Source organism: Vagococcus sp., assembly GCF_036639995.1.
In the GTDB taxonomy this organism is placed as follows: domain Bacteria; phylum Bacillota; class Bacilli; order Lactobacillales; family Vagococcaceae; genus Vagococcus.
Genome location: NZ_JAVWHO010000055.1, coordinates 1 through 14,412, shown reverse-complemented (window position 1 = coordinate 14,412; position 14,412 = coordinate 1). Strand labels below are relative to the sequence as shown.

Sequence of the window (14,412 nt, the reverse complement as noted above, 5' to 3'; positions counted from 1 at the left end):
TATGAACCGCGTAAAATTATTTCGTACAGACAAAAAAATATCCCAACTAGAGTTAGCTAAACGCGTTGGAGTGGCTAGGCAAACCATAAATCTAATTGAAAATGGTAGGTATAATCCGTCACTTGAATTGTGCATAAAACTTGCTAAAGAACTTGAGACAGATTTAAATAGTTTATTTTGGAGGGAAGATACTTAATGGAAAAAGAAAAGTTAGGTACTCGTTTCATCAAACGAATATATGGTATTACAGGAGTTTTAGATGAGTACAAAAAGAATGAAGTCAATCGTATAGGAAACAATGCTTTTATGTTTTTGTGGGTGTATTCGATAGTGGCTAATGTAGTGACCTTATTTTTAACTCAGTATGTTGAGTTTGAGATATTACTATGGGGTTACTTATTAGTTAATTGTTTTGTTTTATTTTTTGGCGTGGGTCTTTATTTGATGTATGAAATAGAGTGCTTAGGATTAGCTGATCAAGAAGTAGAGGAATCTAATTATTTACAAGCTAAGAAAAAAATGAAAAAAAATGGAATAACCGCAACTATCATTTTCTTTATTATTCAACTTATTTTACAGGGGTTTGATTATTCAGTAAAGAATATTTTTTTGATATTGGTAGGAAGTATTTTCTTTGGCGGTATGATGTATGCCATAGGAGTTGCTAATATAAAAAAATAAAAGAAGATTAGAGAAAGAGGTCGATTTTTTTATAGATCGACCTCTATTTTTGTTATCTAGGTTCATCTAAAACTAAACCTAAAGTCATCCCAATAATAATAGCCTGTTCATAGTTTACAATGAAGCCTTTAATTAAATCAGGAGAGAGTGATACATTTTCAAATTGACATGAAGAGAGGTTTAACTGATTTAAATTTGTTCCTATCCAATTGGTTTTATTTAATTCACAGTTAACTAATTCAAGATTTTTCCATTTGACTTCACTAAGTTCGGAAAAATTAAGTTGGCAGTCAGAAAAGAAAACTCGCTTCATTTGACTAAAATTGAATGAAGCATAATTGATGGTACAATCGATAAATTGGCAATTTTGAAGTAAGCCCTCAGCAAAATTAGCCCCAGTTAATTTACAATTTTTAAAAATTGAGCGATGGAAAGCACCACCTATCCATTCAATGTTTGAAAAGTCGCATGATTCAAAAAGGCAATCAACACATTCAAATCGATTGAATGAACTACTGGTAAAATCAACTTTCACAAAGTGACTTTTTTCAAAAATTAAATTATCATGATGGCTGTTAATATAAGACGTTTCTCGTATTAAATGGTGTTTTATCAAAAGTTCATCTTCTAAATATTCAGGTAATATCTCTTCAAGAGCCGGACTTATAACAGGTTGTTCTATTTTAAAATTAGGCATAATAAAATTCTCCTTAATCCAATTGTTTATTGTATGTTATAAGCCTATCATATTATTTTATGAAAATATATAATGAAAAAGGTTGACATAGACATCAAAGTTGGTATAATAAGGGAGTTGAGAAATTAAGAAGAAGCACCCGCTTCTCGCCTTAGTGATATTTATGACTGGGCTAGATAGTAAAATTTTCCTTATTTTAGTAAGGTTAATTGTTTAGGTGCGGGACTTTTATATTTTAAAAGGACTCGTTTTTTTCGTTTTTTCTCTAAAAATTGTGGAGGTGAATGACCATAGCAAAAGATATTATGGTAAACGACGGCATTCGTGCAAGAGAAGTACGTTTAATTTCGGCAGACGGCGAACAGTTAGGTGTTAAAAGTAAAGTTGAAGCATTGAGAATTGCTGAGAGTGCTAACTTAGACCTAGTTTTAGTTGCACCAAATGCGAAACCACCCGTTGCGAAAGTAATGGATCATGGGAAATTCCGTTTTGAGCAGCAGAAAAAAGAACGCGAAGCTCGTAAAAAACAAAAAGTAATCAATGTTAAAGAAGTACGTTTAAGTCCAACAATTGACGTTAATGATTTTAATACCAAACTTCGTAACGCACGTAAGTTCCTTGAAAAAGGCGATAAAGTGAAAGCTTCTATCCGTTTCAAAGGTCGTGCGATTACTCATAAGGAAATTGGTCTGAACGTCTTAAATCGTTTAGCTGAGGAGACTGAAGATATCGCTACAGTTGAACAAAAAGCTAAAATGGATGGTAGAAGTATGTTCTTAGTACTTTCACCAAAATCAGATAAGTAACAAGAATTTGAGGAGGAAATCAAAATGCCAAAAATGAAAACTCACCGCGGACTAGCAAAACGTGTTAAGCGTACTGGTGGTGGCGGATTAAAAAGATATCGTGCGTTTACAAGTCACCGTTTCCACGGTAAAACTAAAAAACAACGTCGTCAATTACGCCGTCCAAGAATGGTAGCAAAAGGCGATTACAAACGTATTCGTCAACAATTGACTCGTATGAAATAAGCTTTTTAGTTTTTTGATAATGACTAAAAACAACTACAAACTTTAAGAGAACCCAAGGAGGAATTATCATGGCACGTGTAAAAGGTGGAACAGTAACTCGCCAACGTCGTAAAAAAGTGCTTAAGTTAGCTAAAGGCTACTATGGCTCAAAACATACATTATTTAAAACAGCAAAAGAACAAGTGATGAGATCACACGTTTACGCATTTAGAGATCGTAAACAAACTAAACGTAACTTCCGTAAATTATGGATCGCTCGTATTAACGCTGGTGCTCGCATGAACGGATTAAGCTACAGCAAAATGATGCACGGCTTAAAATTAGCTGAAATCGACATCAACCGTAAAATGTTATCTGAATTAGCTATCCATGATGCAGAAGCTTTCACAGCTCTTGCTGAAACAGCTAAAACAGCTTTAGCTAAATAATTAAATTTACGTTGAATTTTCAACGCTTGCGCCTACTCTTATGAGTGGGTGTTTTTTTTATGAGAAATAGGAGACATTTTAAAAAAATTTGAAAAAAAGCTTAAAAGTAATGTTAAAATGGTAACAAAGGAGGGATAACAATGAGTGAGTGTCCAGAATGCTATAGTGATAACAATAGAATGACACCAATGTATAAAGCATATAGTTGTTTAAGTGAACATGTTCAATATATTTGTGGTACCTGTCATCGATGTATTTGTATTGAAAAAGATGATAGGAGAGGACTTTATCGTTGGAATTTCCCCTTTAAATCGTTAGAGGATGCTAAAGTATACATCAGAACAGCTGAATATGTTTTAAAAAAAGAATGTTTTATTTATGAAATTAAATTAGATAAAGAAAGGCGTTCATTTAAAATTTTTAGCGATAAAAGTGAGTTAACTGCCTATCTTAAAAAGAATAAGGATAAAAAGTGTAACAAAGTACCTGTGTTTAAAACAGGTGACTATCAAGAATTTCCAAATACGGAAGTTAGAAAATTAACATCAGAAGAAGTTAATTTTTATATGACAAGTATGTAAACAATAAACCTGATGAAAATTAGGTTTATTTTTTTGCTTAAAAACATAATTGTATTTTTAAGCTTCACGTTAATGGTTAGCTTAATGATGAAAACCCCTTCAAATCAACGGTTTTGTGAAAATGAAAACCATTGATATTAAAAAGTGATATCTCAAAAGTTTTGAAACGTTGCTTTTAACAGGTTGAATAGCTAAAATCGAGTCATTGAGTTTGGAAGGAGTGTGAAGATAGTGTTTTTTCACAAAATGACTAGTCGTGATATTCGAGATAATTTGGCGACTGAAAGTTATTTAATGACTCACTATGAAAAAGAAGAACCCTTATTTTTAATGTATATCCAAAAACCTTGCATAATTATTGGAAAACATCAAAATATGTTTGATGAAGTCAATCTTAAAGCAGCAAGACAAGATAAGCTGACTCTTACTAGAAGATTGTCTGGTGGTGGAGCTGTTTATGATGACTTAGGAAATATTAGTTTTAGTTTTGTTGTTGACAAAAACAAAGCAACGTTTGGTGATTATAGTTCAATGGTTGAACCAATCGTTAGTGTATTGAAAGAGATGGGGGTTCAAGATATTTCTGTAAATGGACGTAACGATATTTTAATCAATGGGAAAAAGGTATCGGGAAATGCAATGTATACAAAGAAAAATAAAATGTTTTCTCATGGAACGTTGTTGTATGATGTCGATTTAGATAAATTACCCGCTTATTTAAATGTGTCTGAAGAAAAATTAGCATCAAAACACATTAAATCAGTGGCTTCTCGCGTGACCAATATTAAGCCATATTTAAGTAAAACATACCAATCTTTATCAACTTTAGAATTTCAAGATGAGCTGTTAAAACGATTATATAAGGTGAATGATTTAGCTGATATTGCTCCAAAAGAGATAGTGTTAGATAAAAAAGATCATCAGGAAATAACACAATTAGTCAAAGACATTTACGGAAACGATGATTGGGTATTTGGACATCATCAACCCTTTACGAATAAAAAAAGAGCGTATATTCCATTAGTTGGTTTACTTGAAGCAAGATTCCAATTAAAGAATGGTAGGATACATTTTATTGATTTTTTAGGAGATTTTTTTAATCAAGAAAACTTAAGTGATTTAAGACATCATTTGGAAGATGTGCCATATCAACGAATAGCGCTAAAGAAATCTTTAGAAGAAATAGAGGTTAGTCATTATTTTACTAATTTAACAAATGATCAATTGATTGATTTTCTTATTGGAGATCATTCTGATGATTGAGTTAGTTAATGTCTCAAAAATATATGATGATAAATCAAGAGCACTTAAGGATGTAAATTTAACAGTTTATGAAAATGAAACACTAGGAATTGTAGGTGAAAGTGGATCAGGTAAGTCAACACTTTTAAGGTTAATTCATTTAATGGAACAACCAACAAGTGGAGATCTTCTTTTTAAACAAACATCAACGTTGAAATGGACCAAAAAGGATATTAGACGACAAAAAGAAAAAATGAGTATGTTGTTCCAACACTTTAATTTGCTGAGTAATTTAACGGTGTTAGAAAATATTCTTCTTCCTTTAAAGCTTCAAAAACGATTAAACAAAGAAAAAGCTCTAAGCTTGCTTGAATTTGTTGGCTTGAAAGATAAGGCTAATAGTTATCCGTCGCAACTTAGTGGTGGTCAAAAACAACGTGTTGCCTTAGCAAGAGCCCTCATTACTGAGCCGCAAGTTTTATTATTAGATGAGGCAACAAGTGCTTTGGATATCCAAACAACTGAAGAAATATTACGGTTACTTGATGAAGTTAAAAGAAAGTATCATCCAACCATTGTTTTTGTTAGTCATGACTTAGAAGTTATAAAGAAAACGTGTGACCGTGTGTTAGTGATGGAGAAGGGGGAAATCGTTGCAGAAAGTAAAGTTTCTAAAAGTCAATTAGGGACGGAAGGATTGACATATAAAGAGAAAGCCATAAAGGTATTAAGTTCATGAAACAAGTGATGTATTACTTACCAGAGATGTTAAAAGCGTTGAAAGAAACAGGGATCATGCTTAGTATCTCACTTGTCATAGGTCTGATTGTGGGGCTTTTGATTGGGATCCTTTTATATCTCCATGGATCAGATGGTGTGAAGCCAAATAAAGGTGTTATGTTTTTTCTAAATAGTTATGTTAACGTGGCTCGTTCTTTTCCGTTTCTATTATTAGTTGTAGCAGTCATTCCAGTTACTCGATTTATTTTTGATACGGCGTTTGGTCCAATTGCAGCCTCATTTCCGTTAAGTCTTGTGGCAGTGGCTATATTTGGTCGTTTAGTAGAGCAAGTGTTATTAGATGTTCCAAAAGAAGTCACAGAGTTATCAAGTGCATTAGGTGCAACGAATAGTCAATTTGTTTTTTATTTTTTATTGAAGGAGGCAAGAAGTGGATTAGTTCTAAGTTTTACCTCCATGATGATTAGTTTAATGTCGTATTCAACGGTTATGGGAGTCGTTGGTGGCGGTGGAATTGGTGACTTTGCCATCCGTTTTGGCTATCAGCGCTATGAGTACGAAGTGATGTACACAACAATTGTTTTAATGATTTTAATTGTTGGAAGTATTCAATTATTAGGAACTTATATTAGTAAAAAAATAGATAAAAGGAAGTAAGAAAAAATGAAAAAATTAGGATTATCATTAAGTTTGTTAGCATTAGTCGTAGGTATGACTGCATGTGGTAGTAAAGCAGAAACAAAGAAAGAAACAACAGAGTCTAAATCAAAAGAAGAGAAAGTTATTAAAGTAGCCTCTCAAACAATGCCAATGACTGATGTTGTTGAAGTCGCAGCTAAAGAAGCGAAAAAAGATGGTTGGACTGTTGAGTTAGTTCAAGTAAATGATAATATTCAATATAATGAGTTGTTAAAAAATAAAGAGGTAGATGCCAATTTTGCTCAACATGAACCCTTTATGCAAAAATTCAATCAAGAGAAAAAAGCTGATTTAGTAGCTATTCAAAAAATTTACAATGCTAAAGTTGGCTTTTATTCGAAGAATTATAAAAATATGTCAGATATTCCAGATGGTGCTAAAGTAGCTATTCCAAATGATGTATCCAATGAAGGTCGTGCATTAGCTATACTGAACGAACAGGGGTTGATCACACTAAAAGATGGTGTAGGTTTTAACGGAACGCTAAAAGATATTGAAAAAAATGATAAAAAGTTAGAATTTATGTCAATTGATTTGCTGAATTTGGCAGAAAGTTACAATGAAAAAAATGTTGCTCTTGTGTATAATTATCCGACGTACATTGCCAAAATTGGTTTGAAACCAGCAGATGCACTATTCTTAGAGAAAACAGTTGATGAACGTTTTGCGATTTCTCTTGTAGCAAGAGAAGATAATAAAGATTCTGATAAAATAAAAGAATTGAAAAAAGCAATGACAAGTCAGGCAGTTAAAGATTTTTTAGAAAAAGAGCATAGTGATACATTAACACCTGCCTTCTAATAATACCCATCTTACATTTTTGTTCGTATAATTTGTGAAAAATAAATTGTACAATAGAACAAAGAGGAGCGTGATAAGAATGGAAATCGCAAGAAAAAAAGGTTTAACGACATTTGATTTAAAAATAATTGGTATAGTTCTTATGTTTATCGATCATGTTCATCAGATGTTTGCTATTATGGGAGCACCTACTTGGATTGATTGGTTTGGTCGACCTGTGGCAACATTATTTTTCTTTATCAGTGTGGAAGGTTTTTCTCATACAAGAAATAAGGAGAAATATTTATTAAGATTATTAATTGGTTTTTGGGCAATGAACATAGGGACAACCATTGTTCAACATTTCTTTTCTTTAGGAAATATGGCTATTCAAAATAATATTTTTACCGATTTATTTGTTGGTGCATTAGCTATGTATGGAATTGATTACTTTAGCAAGTTTAAAGAGCAGAAAAAAGGAAAATATATTTTGTTTGGACTAGTTTGCTTATTATTACCACTTATTTTATCTCTAGTTTCTTTACTAGGATTATCTAGTGGCAATATGGCATTGATTTCTGTTGCTAGAGTGATTCCATTAACTTTGTTTGCTGAAAATAGTATAATGGTTTATCTAATGCCGGTAATGTATCTGCTTAGAAATAATCGAAAATTACAGTGTTTATCAATTGCTATAGTAGCTGGACTTTTCTTGTTTAGTAATATAGGAGCAGCCTTTACAACTAATTCGCAATGGATGATGGTCTTTTCAATTATTCCGATATTACTTTATAGTGGTGAAAAAGGGCGTGGAATGAAATCATTCTTTTATATATTCTATCCAGCACATATTTGGATACTTTATATTATCGCCTCTATTATTTATAATCATTAATAAAAAAATTCCTGGAAACAGGAATTTTTTTGTTTAATGTGAAGATTAAAACTTTTTAAGAAAACTAGTAAAAAAAATATATTGTTATGAAAATATTTGAAGAAAGCTTTATCTGATAACTATATGTAGTTGTCAATAGTTTTTTATTAATTTTTTAACACTATATATAGTTGAAATGGGCTTCAGATTGATATATTATATACTAAGTATGTAAAAAAAGGAGTCGAAAAAAATGATTGAAATCAACGAAAAAAACACAGATTCACTAGATATTAGTTCTGATTTGAACAATATTCAAGTCATTAAAAGAGATGGCAGAATCGCAGAATTTAATGAAGTGAAAATTGCGAATGCTTTACTAAAAGCAGAGGAAAAAATTAATGGTGCTGTTACACCTCATTCTGAAGCTAAAGTAGAAGAGTTAGTTGATTTGGTCATAGAAGAAATTGCTCAACGTTTTAATAATAATGTTAAGATTTATGAAATCCAAAATATTGTGGAACATATTTTATTAGATAACTGCGAATATGAATTGGCAGAAGAATATATTAACTATCGCACGAAACGAGACTTTGAGAGAAGTCGTGCTACAGATATTAATTTTACAATTGGTAGATTACTAAATAAAGATAGTGCACTGGTTAATGAAAATGCTAATAAAGATAGTGATGTATTTAATACTCAACGTGACTTAACAGCAGGAATCGTTGGAAAATCAATTGGTTTGAAATTATTACCTCCACATGTGGCTAACGCTCATCAAAAAGGTGATATTCATTACCATGATTTAGATTATCATCCGTATTCACCAATGACTAACTGTTGTTTGATTGATTTTAAAGGCATGCTAAACAATGGCTTTAAAATTGGAAATGCAGAAGTAGAGGCACCAAAATCTATTCAGACAGCTACAGCTCAAATTTCACAAATCATTGCTAACGTTGCTTCAAGCCAATATGGTGGCTGTTCAGCAGATCGTATTGATGAATTTTTAGCGCCATTTGCAGAAAAAAATTACTTTAAGCATTTAGAAGATGCGAAAGAATGGATTGAAGACGAAAGCCGTCATGACGAGTATGCTAAGAAAAAAACGCAAAAAGATATCTTTGATGCAATGCAAAGTTTAGAATACGAGATCAATACATTATTTACATCAAATGGTCAAACACCATTTACATCATTAGGTTTTGGTCTTGGGACAAATTGGTTTGAACGTGAAATTCAACGTGCCATTTTCTTAAATCGTATCAAAGGATTAGGAGAAGAACATCGAACAGCTATTTTTCCTAAATTAATTTTTACAGTTAAAGATGGTGTGAATCATAAAGAAACTGATCCAAACTATGATATTAAAGAGCTTGCTTTGGAATGTGCAACAAAAAGAATGTATCCTGACATTTTAAATTACGATAAGATTGTTGAATTGACTGGAAGTTTCAAAGTACCAATGGGCTGCCGATCTTTCTTACAAGGTTGGAAAGATGAAAATGGACAAGAAATCAATGCAGGTCGTATGAACTTAGGTGTTGTAACGCTTAATTTACCAAGAATTGCTTTAGAAGCAGCTGGTAATAAAGAAAAATTTTGGTCACTTCTTGAAGAAAGATTAGGAACAGTGAAAGATGCACTAGTTTTTAGAATCGATCGTTGTAAAGAAGCAACACCAGCTAATGCACCGATTCTTTACATGCACGGAGCATTTGGAGAAAAATTAAAGAAAACAGATTCTGTTAATGAATTGTTTAAAAATAAACGTGCGACAGTTTCTCTAGGTTATATTGGTCTTTATGAAGTAGCGTCTAGTTTTTATGGTGGTGAATGGGAGGAAAATCCAGAAGCTAAGGAATTTACTTTAGAGATTTTACGTTCTCTTAAAGGTCATGCTGATAACTGGGGAGATGAATATGGCTATCACTTTAGTGTCTATTCAACACCAAGTGAAAGTTTAACAGATCGTTTTTGCCAAATTGATCGTTCAAAATTTGGTGTAGTTGAAAATATTACTGATAAAGAATACTACACTAATAGTTTTCATTATGATGTAAGAAAAAATCCAACACCATTTGAAAAATTAGATTTTGAAAAAGATTACCCTCAATATTGTTCGGGTGGCTTCATTCATTACTGTGAATATCCAGTGCTACAACAAAATAGAAAAGCACTAGAGGCTGTTTGGGATTATGCGTATGATAAAATTGGTTACTTGGGAACAAATACACCAATTGATCATTGCTATAAGTGTGATTTTGAAGGTGATTTTAATCCGACAGAACGTGGCTTTGAATGTCCATCATGTGGTAATAACGATCCGAAAACATGTGATGTTGTTAAAAGAACTTGTGGCTACTTAGGTAACCCTCAAGCGCGTCCAATGGTTCATGGTCGCCATAAAGAAATATCATCACGTGTTAAACATATGAAATAAAAAATAGAGAGGCTAATCCGTTTTAGGATGGCCTCTTAACTTTAGGAGTGAGATAAATGAAAAATCCTAAACCAAAAGAATGGTCGTCTGACAAGTGGAGTAAGGGCTATATTGCAGATTATAAACCTTTTATGTTTGTGGATGGAGAAGGTGTTAGATGCAGTATTTATGTTAGTGGGTGCCTGTTTGCGTGTGAAGGATGTTTCAATAAGGCCATTCAAAATTTTAATTATGGTACACCGTTTACTCAAGAGCTAGAAGATAAAATATTTCAAGATTTAAGCCATAAATCTGTTCAAGGATTAACGCTTTTAGGTGGTGAACCTTTTTTAAATACAGAAGTTTGTTTGAGGTTAGTAGATAGATTTAGATCAGAGTTTGGTGAAACAAAAGATATCTGGTCATGGTCAGGTTATACGTTTGAAGAATTATTGCTAGAAACAGAAGATAAACTTGAACTACTCTCTAAAATTGATATTTTAGTTGATGGACGTTTTGAATTAACTAGACGTGATTTAACCTTACAGTTTCGAGGTAGTAGTAATCAACGGATTATAGATGTTAAAAAGTCTTTAGAGAAAAACGAAACTATTATTTGGGAAAAGTGTTTAGATAAAGAGAGATATAATGATTAAATGAAAACAAATCCTTCTAAAGTGAAAAGGATTTGTTTTTTTATCTATGTATTCTTAAAATATGTTGTGTATAATGAAAGACAGTAGGGATATTTGTTGTTAGAAAGGATGTTTGTAGAAATGAAAAAAGTTAAATGGTTAATAGGACTTTCGATGTTAAGTTTTCTTGGATTTAACTCTGGAATTGTTTCGAATGCTGAGGAAAGTCAAACAAAAGAATCAGTTGTAGTTGAGCAGAAAGAAACAATGATGTCTACCGAATCAAGTGAGGCATTAATTAGTGACTCAACGAGTAAAAGTGGGGAAACAACGGACCAAACAGCTGAAACAGTTGAAGAAACGATGTCTGAAATCCGAGCAATAAAAAGTGCTGCTCCAAATCAGGTGAAGAAAACACCAGAAGGCGATTATATAAGTGATGGCAGCTATGTTCAAGTAGCAAGTAAAAACTATGATATTTGGTCAAATTTTAGCTGGGAAAAAAGAAGTCATTCTTCTAATTATTATGGTCAAACGCTAAAAGCAAAAGGTAGATATGAGCATGAAAATGGTGCAACGTATTATTCTTTATACAATAAAGATGATAAGTGGATAGGTTATATAAATGCTAAAGCAACGAAAAAGATAGACGCTCAAGGCAATTATATAAGTGATGGCAGCTATGTTAAAATCAAAAATGGTAATTATAGTACTTGGCAAAATTTTAATTGGCAGAAAAAATATAGTGGTAATAGTCTAAAAAATCAAACGTTTAAAGCAAGAGGTCGTTATGAGCATTTCAATGGTTCAACATATTACTCAATTTATGATAATCAGGGTAAATGGTATGGTTATCTGAGTGCTGCAGCAGTTAGCAAAACTACTGCTCAAGGTGATTACATTAATGATGGCAGCTATGTCAAAATAGTGAAGAAAAACTATGATATTTGGCAAAATTTTAGTTGGCAGAAAAAAAGTAATACAAATAGTTATTACGGAAAAGTACTAAAAGCAAAAGGTCGCTATAAGCATTTTAATGGCTCAACTTATTTATCTTTGTATGATAATAAAAATAAATGGGTAGGTTACTTAAATAGTAACGCAACCTCTAAAACTGTTGCAGAAGGCGATTATATTAAAGATGGTCGTTATATAGAGGTTACAAAAAATGGCTATTCTTTATGGCAAAATTTCAAATTTGATTTTAGAGGAAGTTCAGACAACGTTCAAACTCAAATTTTACAAGCAAGAGGTCGATATGAACATTTCAATGGTTCTACGTATTATTCATTGTATGACGATTTAGGATTCTGGCGAGGATACATTAATGCAAGTGCCACTAAGAAATCTTACAAACCAAAAGTTGAATTGTCTGAAAAAGAAATAAAAGCAGCACAGAAAGAAATGCTGAGATTAGTGAATAAAGAGCGTCGTAGAGTAAAAGTTAATGAACTCCAAGGAGACTCAATACTAGATAAAGCAGCTAATTACCGAGCAAGAGAAATAAAGAAAACTTTTGCTCACCACAGACCAGATGGCAATGATATTTTAGATGCTGTTGAAGAGGCCGGAGCAGATGTTAGTAGCTTAGGTGCGGGGGAAAATATAGCGTATAATCAACTTCCTAAAAATGATGGAAAAGCTGTTGCTAACTTACTGTTTAAGCAGTGGATGAATTCGCCAGGACATAAACGGAATATCCAATCTAATATGTATGATTATGTTGGATTTGGTTTTTATGCTTCAGGTGGAAGAATTTACGGTACACAAGTTTTTATAGTTGTCTACGAATAAAAAGTATCCTAGAAACTTATTTATGAGTTTCTAGGATACTTTTTTTATTTATGATTATTTTGCTTTATATTAAAAAAATAATGATGAATTACATCTGTTTGGTGTATAATAATTAGTGTGTTGTGGTTGGAAAAAAGTCTTAAAAGGAAAGGATGTTTGTTAAATGAAAAAGGTTAAATTAACATTGGCTTTATCGATGTTAGGATTATTCGGTCTTATTGGTGGAACAATTACTAACGCAGAAGAAGCAACAAGTAAAGAAGAAGTAACTGTAGAAAGTTCAGTGAAGGAAGAAAGTATATCAGTTGAAACAAGTACTGAACAAAGCACAGAACAGTCAGTAGAAGCAACAACAGAAACCAAAGAAGAGGCTGTAGCAACAAGAAGCGCAGCACCAGTTTTGGCACCAGCTCAAAAAGCGCCTGAGGGTGACTATATTAAAGATGGTAGTTATATCCAAATTACTAAAAAAAATTATGAAATCTGGGAAAACTTTAAATGGGAGAAAAAAGGTAATACAACAGACTATTATCAACAAAAATTTAAAGCAGAAGGTCGTTATCAACATAGAAATGGCGCAACTTATTATGAAATTTTTGATAATAAGGGAGTTAGATATGGTTTAGTTAATGCTAAAGCTACTGAAAAGGTTGGTGCACAAGGGAAATACATTTCTGATGGTAGCTATATTAAAATTAAAAATGGTAACTACAGTACATGGCAAAATTTTGATTGGAAAAAGAAAGTTAGTGCGAATTCTTTAAAAGGACAAGTATTAAAAGCAAGAGGTCGTTATGAACATTTTAATGGATCAACTTATTATTCTATTTATGATAATAAAGGAAAATGGTATGGCTATCTAAGTGCAGCAGCAGTATCAAAAACAAAAGCACAAGGTGATTATATTTCTGATGGTAGTTATGTAAAAGTTAGTAAGAAAAATTATGATACTTGGCAAAACTTTAGTTGGAAGAAAAAAAGTAATACAAATAACTACTATGGTAAAATTTTAAAAGCTAAAGGTCGTTACAAACATTTTAACGGTTCATCATACTACTCTTTATATGATAATAAAGATAGATGGTGTGGTTATTTGAATGTCAATGCTGTTACTAAAACAAAAGCAGAAGGCGACTATATTAAAGACGGTCGTTATGTAAAAATAGCAAAGAAAAATTATGATACATACAATAGTTTTAAATGGAGTAAAAAAGGAATTTCAACAAACTTAGAAGGTCAAATTTTACAAGCAAGAGGTCGTTACCAACATTTTAACGGCTCAACATACTACTCATTATATGATGATCTAGGCAATTGGAGAGGTTATATTAATGCGGGAGCTACAACAAAATCTTACAAACAAGCTGTAGAGTTATCTCCTAATGAAATCAAAAAAGCTCAGGCTGAGATGTTGAGATTAGTTAATAACGAACGTAAGAAAAATGGTGTACAACCAGTTAAAAGAGATGATGTTTTTGATAAAGCTGCCAATTTCCGCGCAAGAGAACTAAAACAAAAATTCTCTAGTAGTAGACCAGATGGAACAAATGGCCTAACAGCTATTAAAGAATTGGGAGTAGATGCAAGTGAATTTGGCTTTGGCGAAAACAGTGCTTATACTAACAATATTAGAAATAAGAAAAATGATGGCAAAAAAATGGCACAAGAGTTATTTGGCCAATGGGTTAAAGCAAAAAAACATAAAGAACTTATGCTAAGTGAATATTGTAACTATGCAGGATTTGGTTTCTATGTATCTCAAGGAATGCTTTATGGTGTACAAACATTTGTAGTTGTTTGGTAA

Annotated in this window: 16 protein-coding genes and 1 other annotated feature; of the genes, 15 read left to right on the top strand and 1 reads right to left on the bottom strand. The window is 32.2% G+C overall.

All coding sequences use genetic code 11. From position 1 onward, the window contains the following. The first annotated feature begins 1 nt into the window (after window position 1). Together RR554_RS10920 and RR554_RS10915 are read left to right on the top strand one after the other, a co-directional pair. A complete protein-coding gene (locus RR554_RS10920; RefSeq protein WP_332464148.1) occupies window positions 2-196 on the top strand; it encodes a helix-turn-helix transcriptional regulator in 195 nt (64 codons plus the stop codon). Beyond that, the gene (locus tag RR554_RS10915) at window positions 196-681 is read left to right on the top strand and encodes a DUF3278 domain-containing protein (protein ID WP_332468020.1); all 486 of its coding nucleotides are present in this window, start codon (window positions 196-198) and stop codon (window positions 679-681) included. Before RR554_RS10920 ends, RR554_RS10915 begins: the two co-directional genes overlap by 1 nt. 52 nt (window positions 682-733) lie before the next feature. Here the strand turns inward: RR554_RS10915 and RR554_RS10910 are convergent, their stop codons facing one another. Next, a complete protein-coding gene (locus RR554_RS10910; protein ID WP_332464146.1) occupies window positions 734-1,378 on the bottom strand; it encodes a pentapeptide repeat-containing protein in 645 nt (214 codons plus the stop codon). Window positions 1,379-1,499: 121 nt separating this feature from the next. Continuing rightward, window positions 1,500-1,641 (top strand) — a sequence feature (ribosomal protein L20 leader region). 21 nt (window positions 1,642-1,662) lie between these two features. Between RR554_RS10910 and infC the strand changes: the two genes are divergently transcribed. From infC to RR554_RS10845, 13 genes are all read left to right on the top strand, one after another. Further along, a complete protein-coding gene (gene infC, locus RR554_RS10905; RefSeq protein WP_332468019.1) occupies window positions 1,663-2,184 on the top strand; it encodes a translation initiation factor IF-3 in 522 nt (173 codons plus the stop codon). Between the two features lie 24 nt (window positions 2,185-2,208). Next, window positions 2,209-2,409 carry a 50S ribosomal protein L35 gene (gene rpmI / locus RR554_RS10900; RefSeq protein WP_332464144.1) on the top strand — a complete coding sequence of 67 codons (201 nt, stop codon included), beginning with the start codon at window positions 2,209-2,211 and terminating at the stop codon, window positions 2,407-2,409. 68 nt (window positions 2,410-2,477) lie between these two features. Next, a complete protein-coding gene (gene rplT / locus RR554_RS10895; protein WP_332468018.1) occupies window positions 2,478-2,837 on the top strand; it encodes a 50S ribosomal protein L20 in 360 nt (119 codons plus the stop codon). 140 nt (window positions 2,838-2,977) lie between these two features. Beyond that, on the top strand, window positions 2,978-3,418 hold the full coding sequence (locus tag RR554_RS10890) for a hypothetical protein (RefSeq protein ID WP_332464142.1): 441 nt from the start codon (window positions 2,978-2,980) through the stop codon (window positions 3,416-3,418). A 246-nt stretch (window positions 3,419-3,664) separates the two neighbouring features. Then, on the top strand, window positions 3,665-4,681 hold the full coding sequence (locus RR554_RS10885) for a lipoate--protein ligase (protein WP_332468017.1): 1,017 nt from the start codon (window positions 3,665-3,667) through the stop codon (window positions 4,679-4,681). Further along, window positions 4,674-5,399: a methionine ABC transporter ATP-binding protein gene (locus tag RR554_RS10880; protein ID WP_332468016.1), complete on the top strand. Its 726-nt coding sequence runs from the start codon at window positions 4,674-4,676 to the stop codon at window positions 5,397-5,399. Before RR554_RS10885 ends, RR554_RS10880 begins: the two co-directional genes overlap by 8 nt. Further along, window positions 5,387-6,058 (top strand): methionine ABC transporter permease, encoded by a 672-nt coding sequence (locus tag RR554_RS10875; protein WP_332468021.1) that lies wholly within the window; start codon window positions 5,387-5,389, stop codon window positions 6,056-6,058. The genes RR554_RS10880 and RR554_RS10875 overlap by 13 nt, the downstream gene beginning before the upstream one ends. A gap of 6 nt (window positions 6,059-6,064) precedes the next feature. Further along, on the top strand, window positions 6,065-6,901 hold the full coding sequence (locus RR554_RS10870; RefSeq protein ID WP_332468015.1) for a MetQ/NlpA family ABC transporter substrate-binding protein: 837 nt from the start codon (window positions 6,065-6,067) through the stop codon (window positions 6,899-6,901). Between the two features lie 79 nt (window positions 6,902-6,980). Beyond that, window positions 6,981-7,775, top strand: a complete 795-nt coding sequence (locus RR554_RS10865; RefSeq protein ID WP_332468014.1) for a TraX family protein — start codon at window positions 6,981-6,983, stop codon at window positions 7,773-7,775. A gap of 232 nt (window positions 7,776-8,007) precedes the next feature. Further along, window positions 8,008-10,200 (top strand): anaerobic ribonucleoside-triphosphate reductase, encoded by a 2,193-nt coding sequence (nrdD, locus tag RR554_RS10860; RefSeq protein WP_332464137.1) that lies wholly within the window; start codon window positions 8,008-8,010, stop codon window positions 10,198-10,200. Window positions 10,201-10,256: 56 nt separating this feature from the next. Next, window positions 10,257-10,835, top strand: coding sequence for an anaerobic ribonucleoside-triphosphate reductase activating protein (gene nrdG, locus RR554_RS10855; RefSeq protein WP_332468013.1), 579 nt, complete (start codon window positions 10,257-10,259; stop codon window positions 10,833-10,835). Between the two features lie 120 nt (window positions 10,836-10,955). Beyond that, complete coding sequence (locus tag RR554_RS10850) at window positions 10,956-12,608, top strand: CAP domain-containing protein (protein WP_332468012.1); 1,653 nt, start codon at window positions 10,956-10,958, stop codon at window positions 12,606-12,608. Between the two features lie 163 nt (window positions 12,609-12,771). Then, window positions 12,772-14,412, top strand: a complete 1,641-nt coding sequence (locus RR554_RS10845; RefSeq protein ID WP_332464134.1) for a CAP domain-containing protein — start codon at window positions 12,772-12,774, stop codon at window positions 14,410-14,412.

Bases quoted from the DNA above. Each gene is read 5' to 3' on its own strand.
- RR554_RS10920 (WP_332464148.1), top strand. From the start codon at position 2: ATGAACCGCGTAAAATTATTTCGTACAGACAAAAAAATATCCCAACTA.
- RR554_RS10915 (WP_332468020.1), top strand. From the start codon at position 196: ATGGAAAAAGAAAAGTTAGGTACTCGTTTCATCAAACGAATATATGGT.
- RR554_RS10910 (WP_332464146.1), bottom strand. From the start codon at position 1,378: ATGCCTAATTTTAAAATAGAACAACCTGTTATAAGTCCGGCTCTTGAA.
- infC (WP_332468019.1), top strand. From the start codon at position 1,663: ATGACCATAGCAAAAGATATTATGGTAAACGACGGCATTCGTGCAAGA.
- rpmI (WP_332464144.1), top strand. From the start codon at position 2,209: ATGCCAAAAATGAAAACTCACCGCGGACTAGCAAAACGTGTTAAGCGT.
- rplT (WP_332468018.1), top strand. From the start codon at position 2,478: ATGGCACGTGTAAAAGGTGGAACAGTAACTCGCCAACGTCGTAAAAAA.
- RR554_RS10890 (WP_332464142.1), top strand. From the start codon at position 2,978: ATGAGTGAGTGTCCAGAATGCTATAGTGATAACAATAGAATGACACCA.
- RR554_RS10885 (WP_332468017.1), top strand. From the start codon at position 3,665: ATGACTAGTCGTGATATTCGAGATAATTTGGCGACTGAAAGTTATTTA.
- RR554_RS10880 (WP_332468016.1), top strand. From the start codon at position 4,674: ATGATTGAGTTAGTTAATGTCTCAAAAATATATGATGATAAATCAAGA.
- RR554_RS10870 (WP_332468015.1), top strand. From the start codon at position 6,065: ATGAAAAAATTAGGATTATCATTAAGTTTGTTAGCATTAGTCGTAGGT.
- RR554_RS10865 (WP_332468014.1), top strand. From the start codon at position 6,981: ATGGAAATCGCAAGAAAAAAAGGTTTAACGACATTTGATTTAAAAATA.
- nrdD (WP_332464137.1), top strand. From the start codon at position 8,008: ATGATTGAAATCAACGAAAAAAACACAGATTCACTAGATATTAGTTCT.
- nrdG (WP_332468013.1), top strand. From the start codon at position 10,257: ATGAAAAATCCTAAACCAAAAGAATGGTCGTCTGACAAGTGGAGTAAG.
- RR554_RS10850 (WP_332468012.1), top strand. From the start codon at position 10,956: ATGAAAAAAGTTAAATGGTTAATAGGACTTTCGATGTTAAGTTTTCTT.
- RR554_RS10845 (WP_332464134.1), top strand. From the start codon at position 12,772: ATGAAAAAGGTTAAATTAACATTGGCTTTATCGATGTTAGGATTATTC.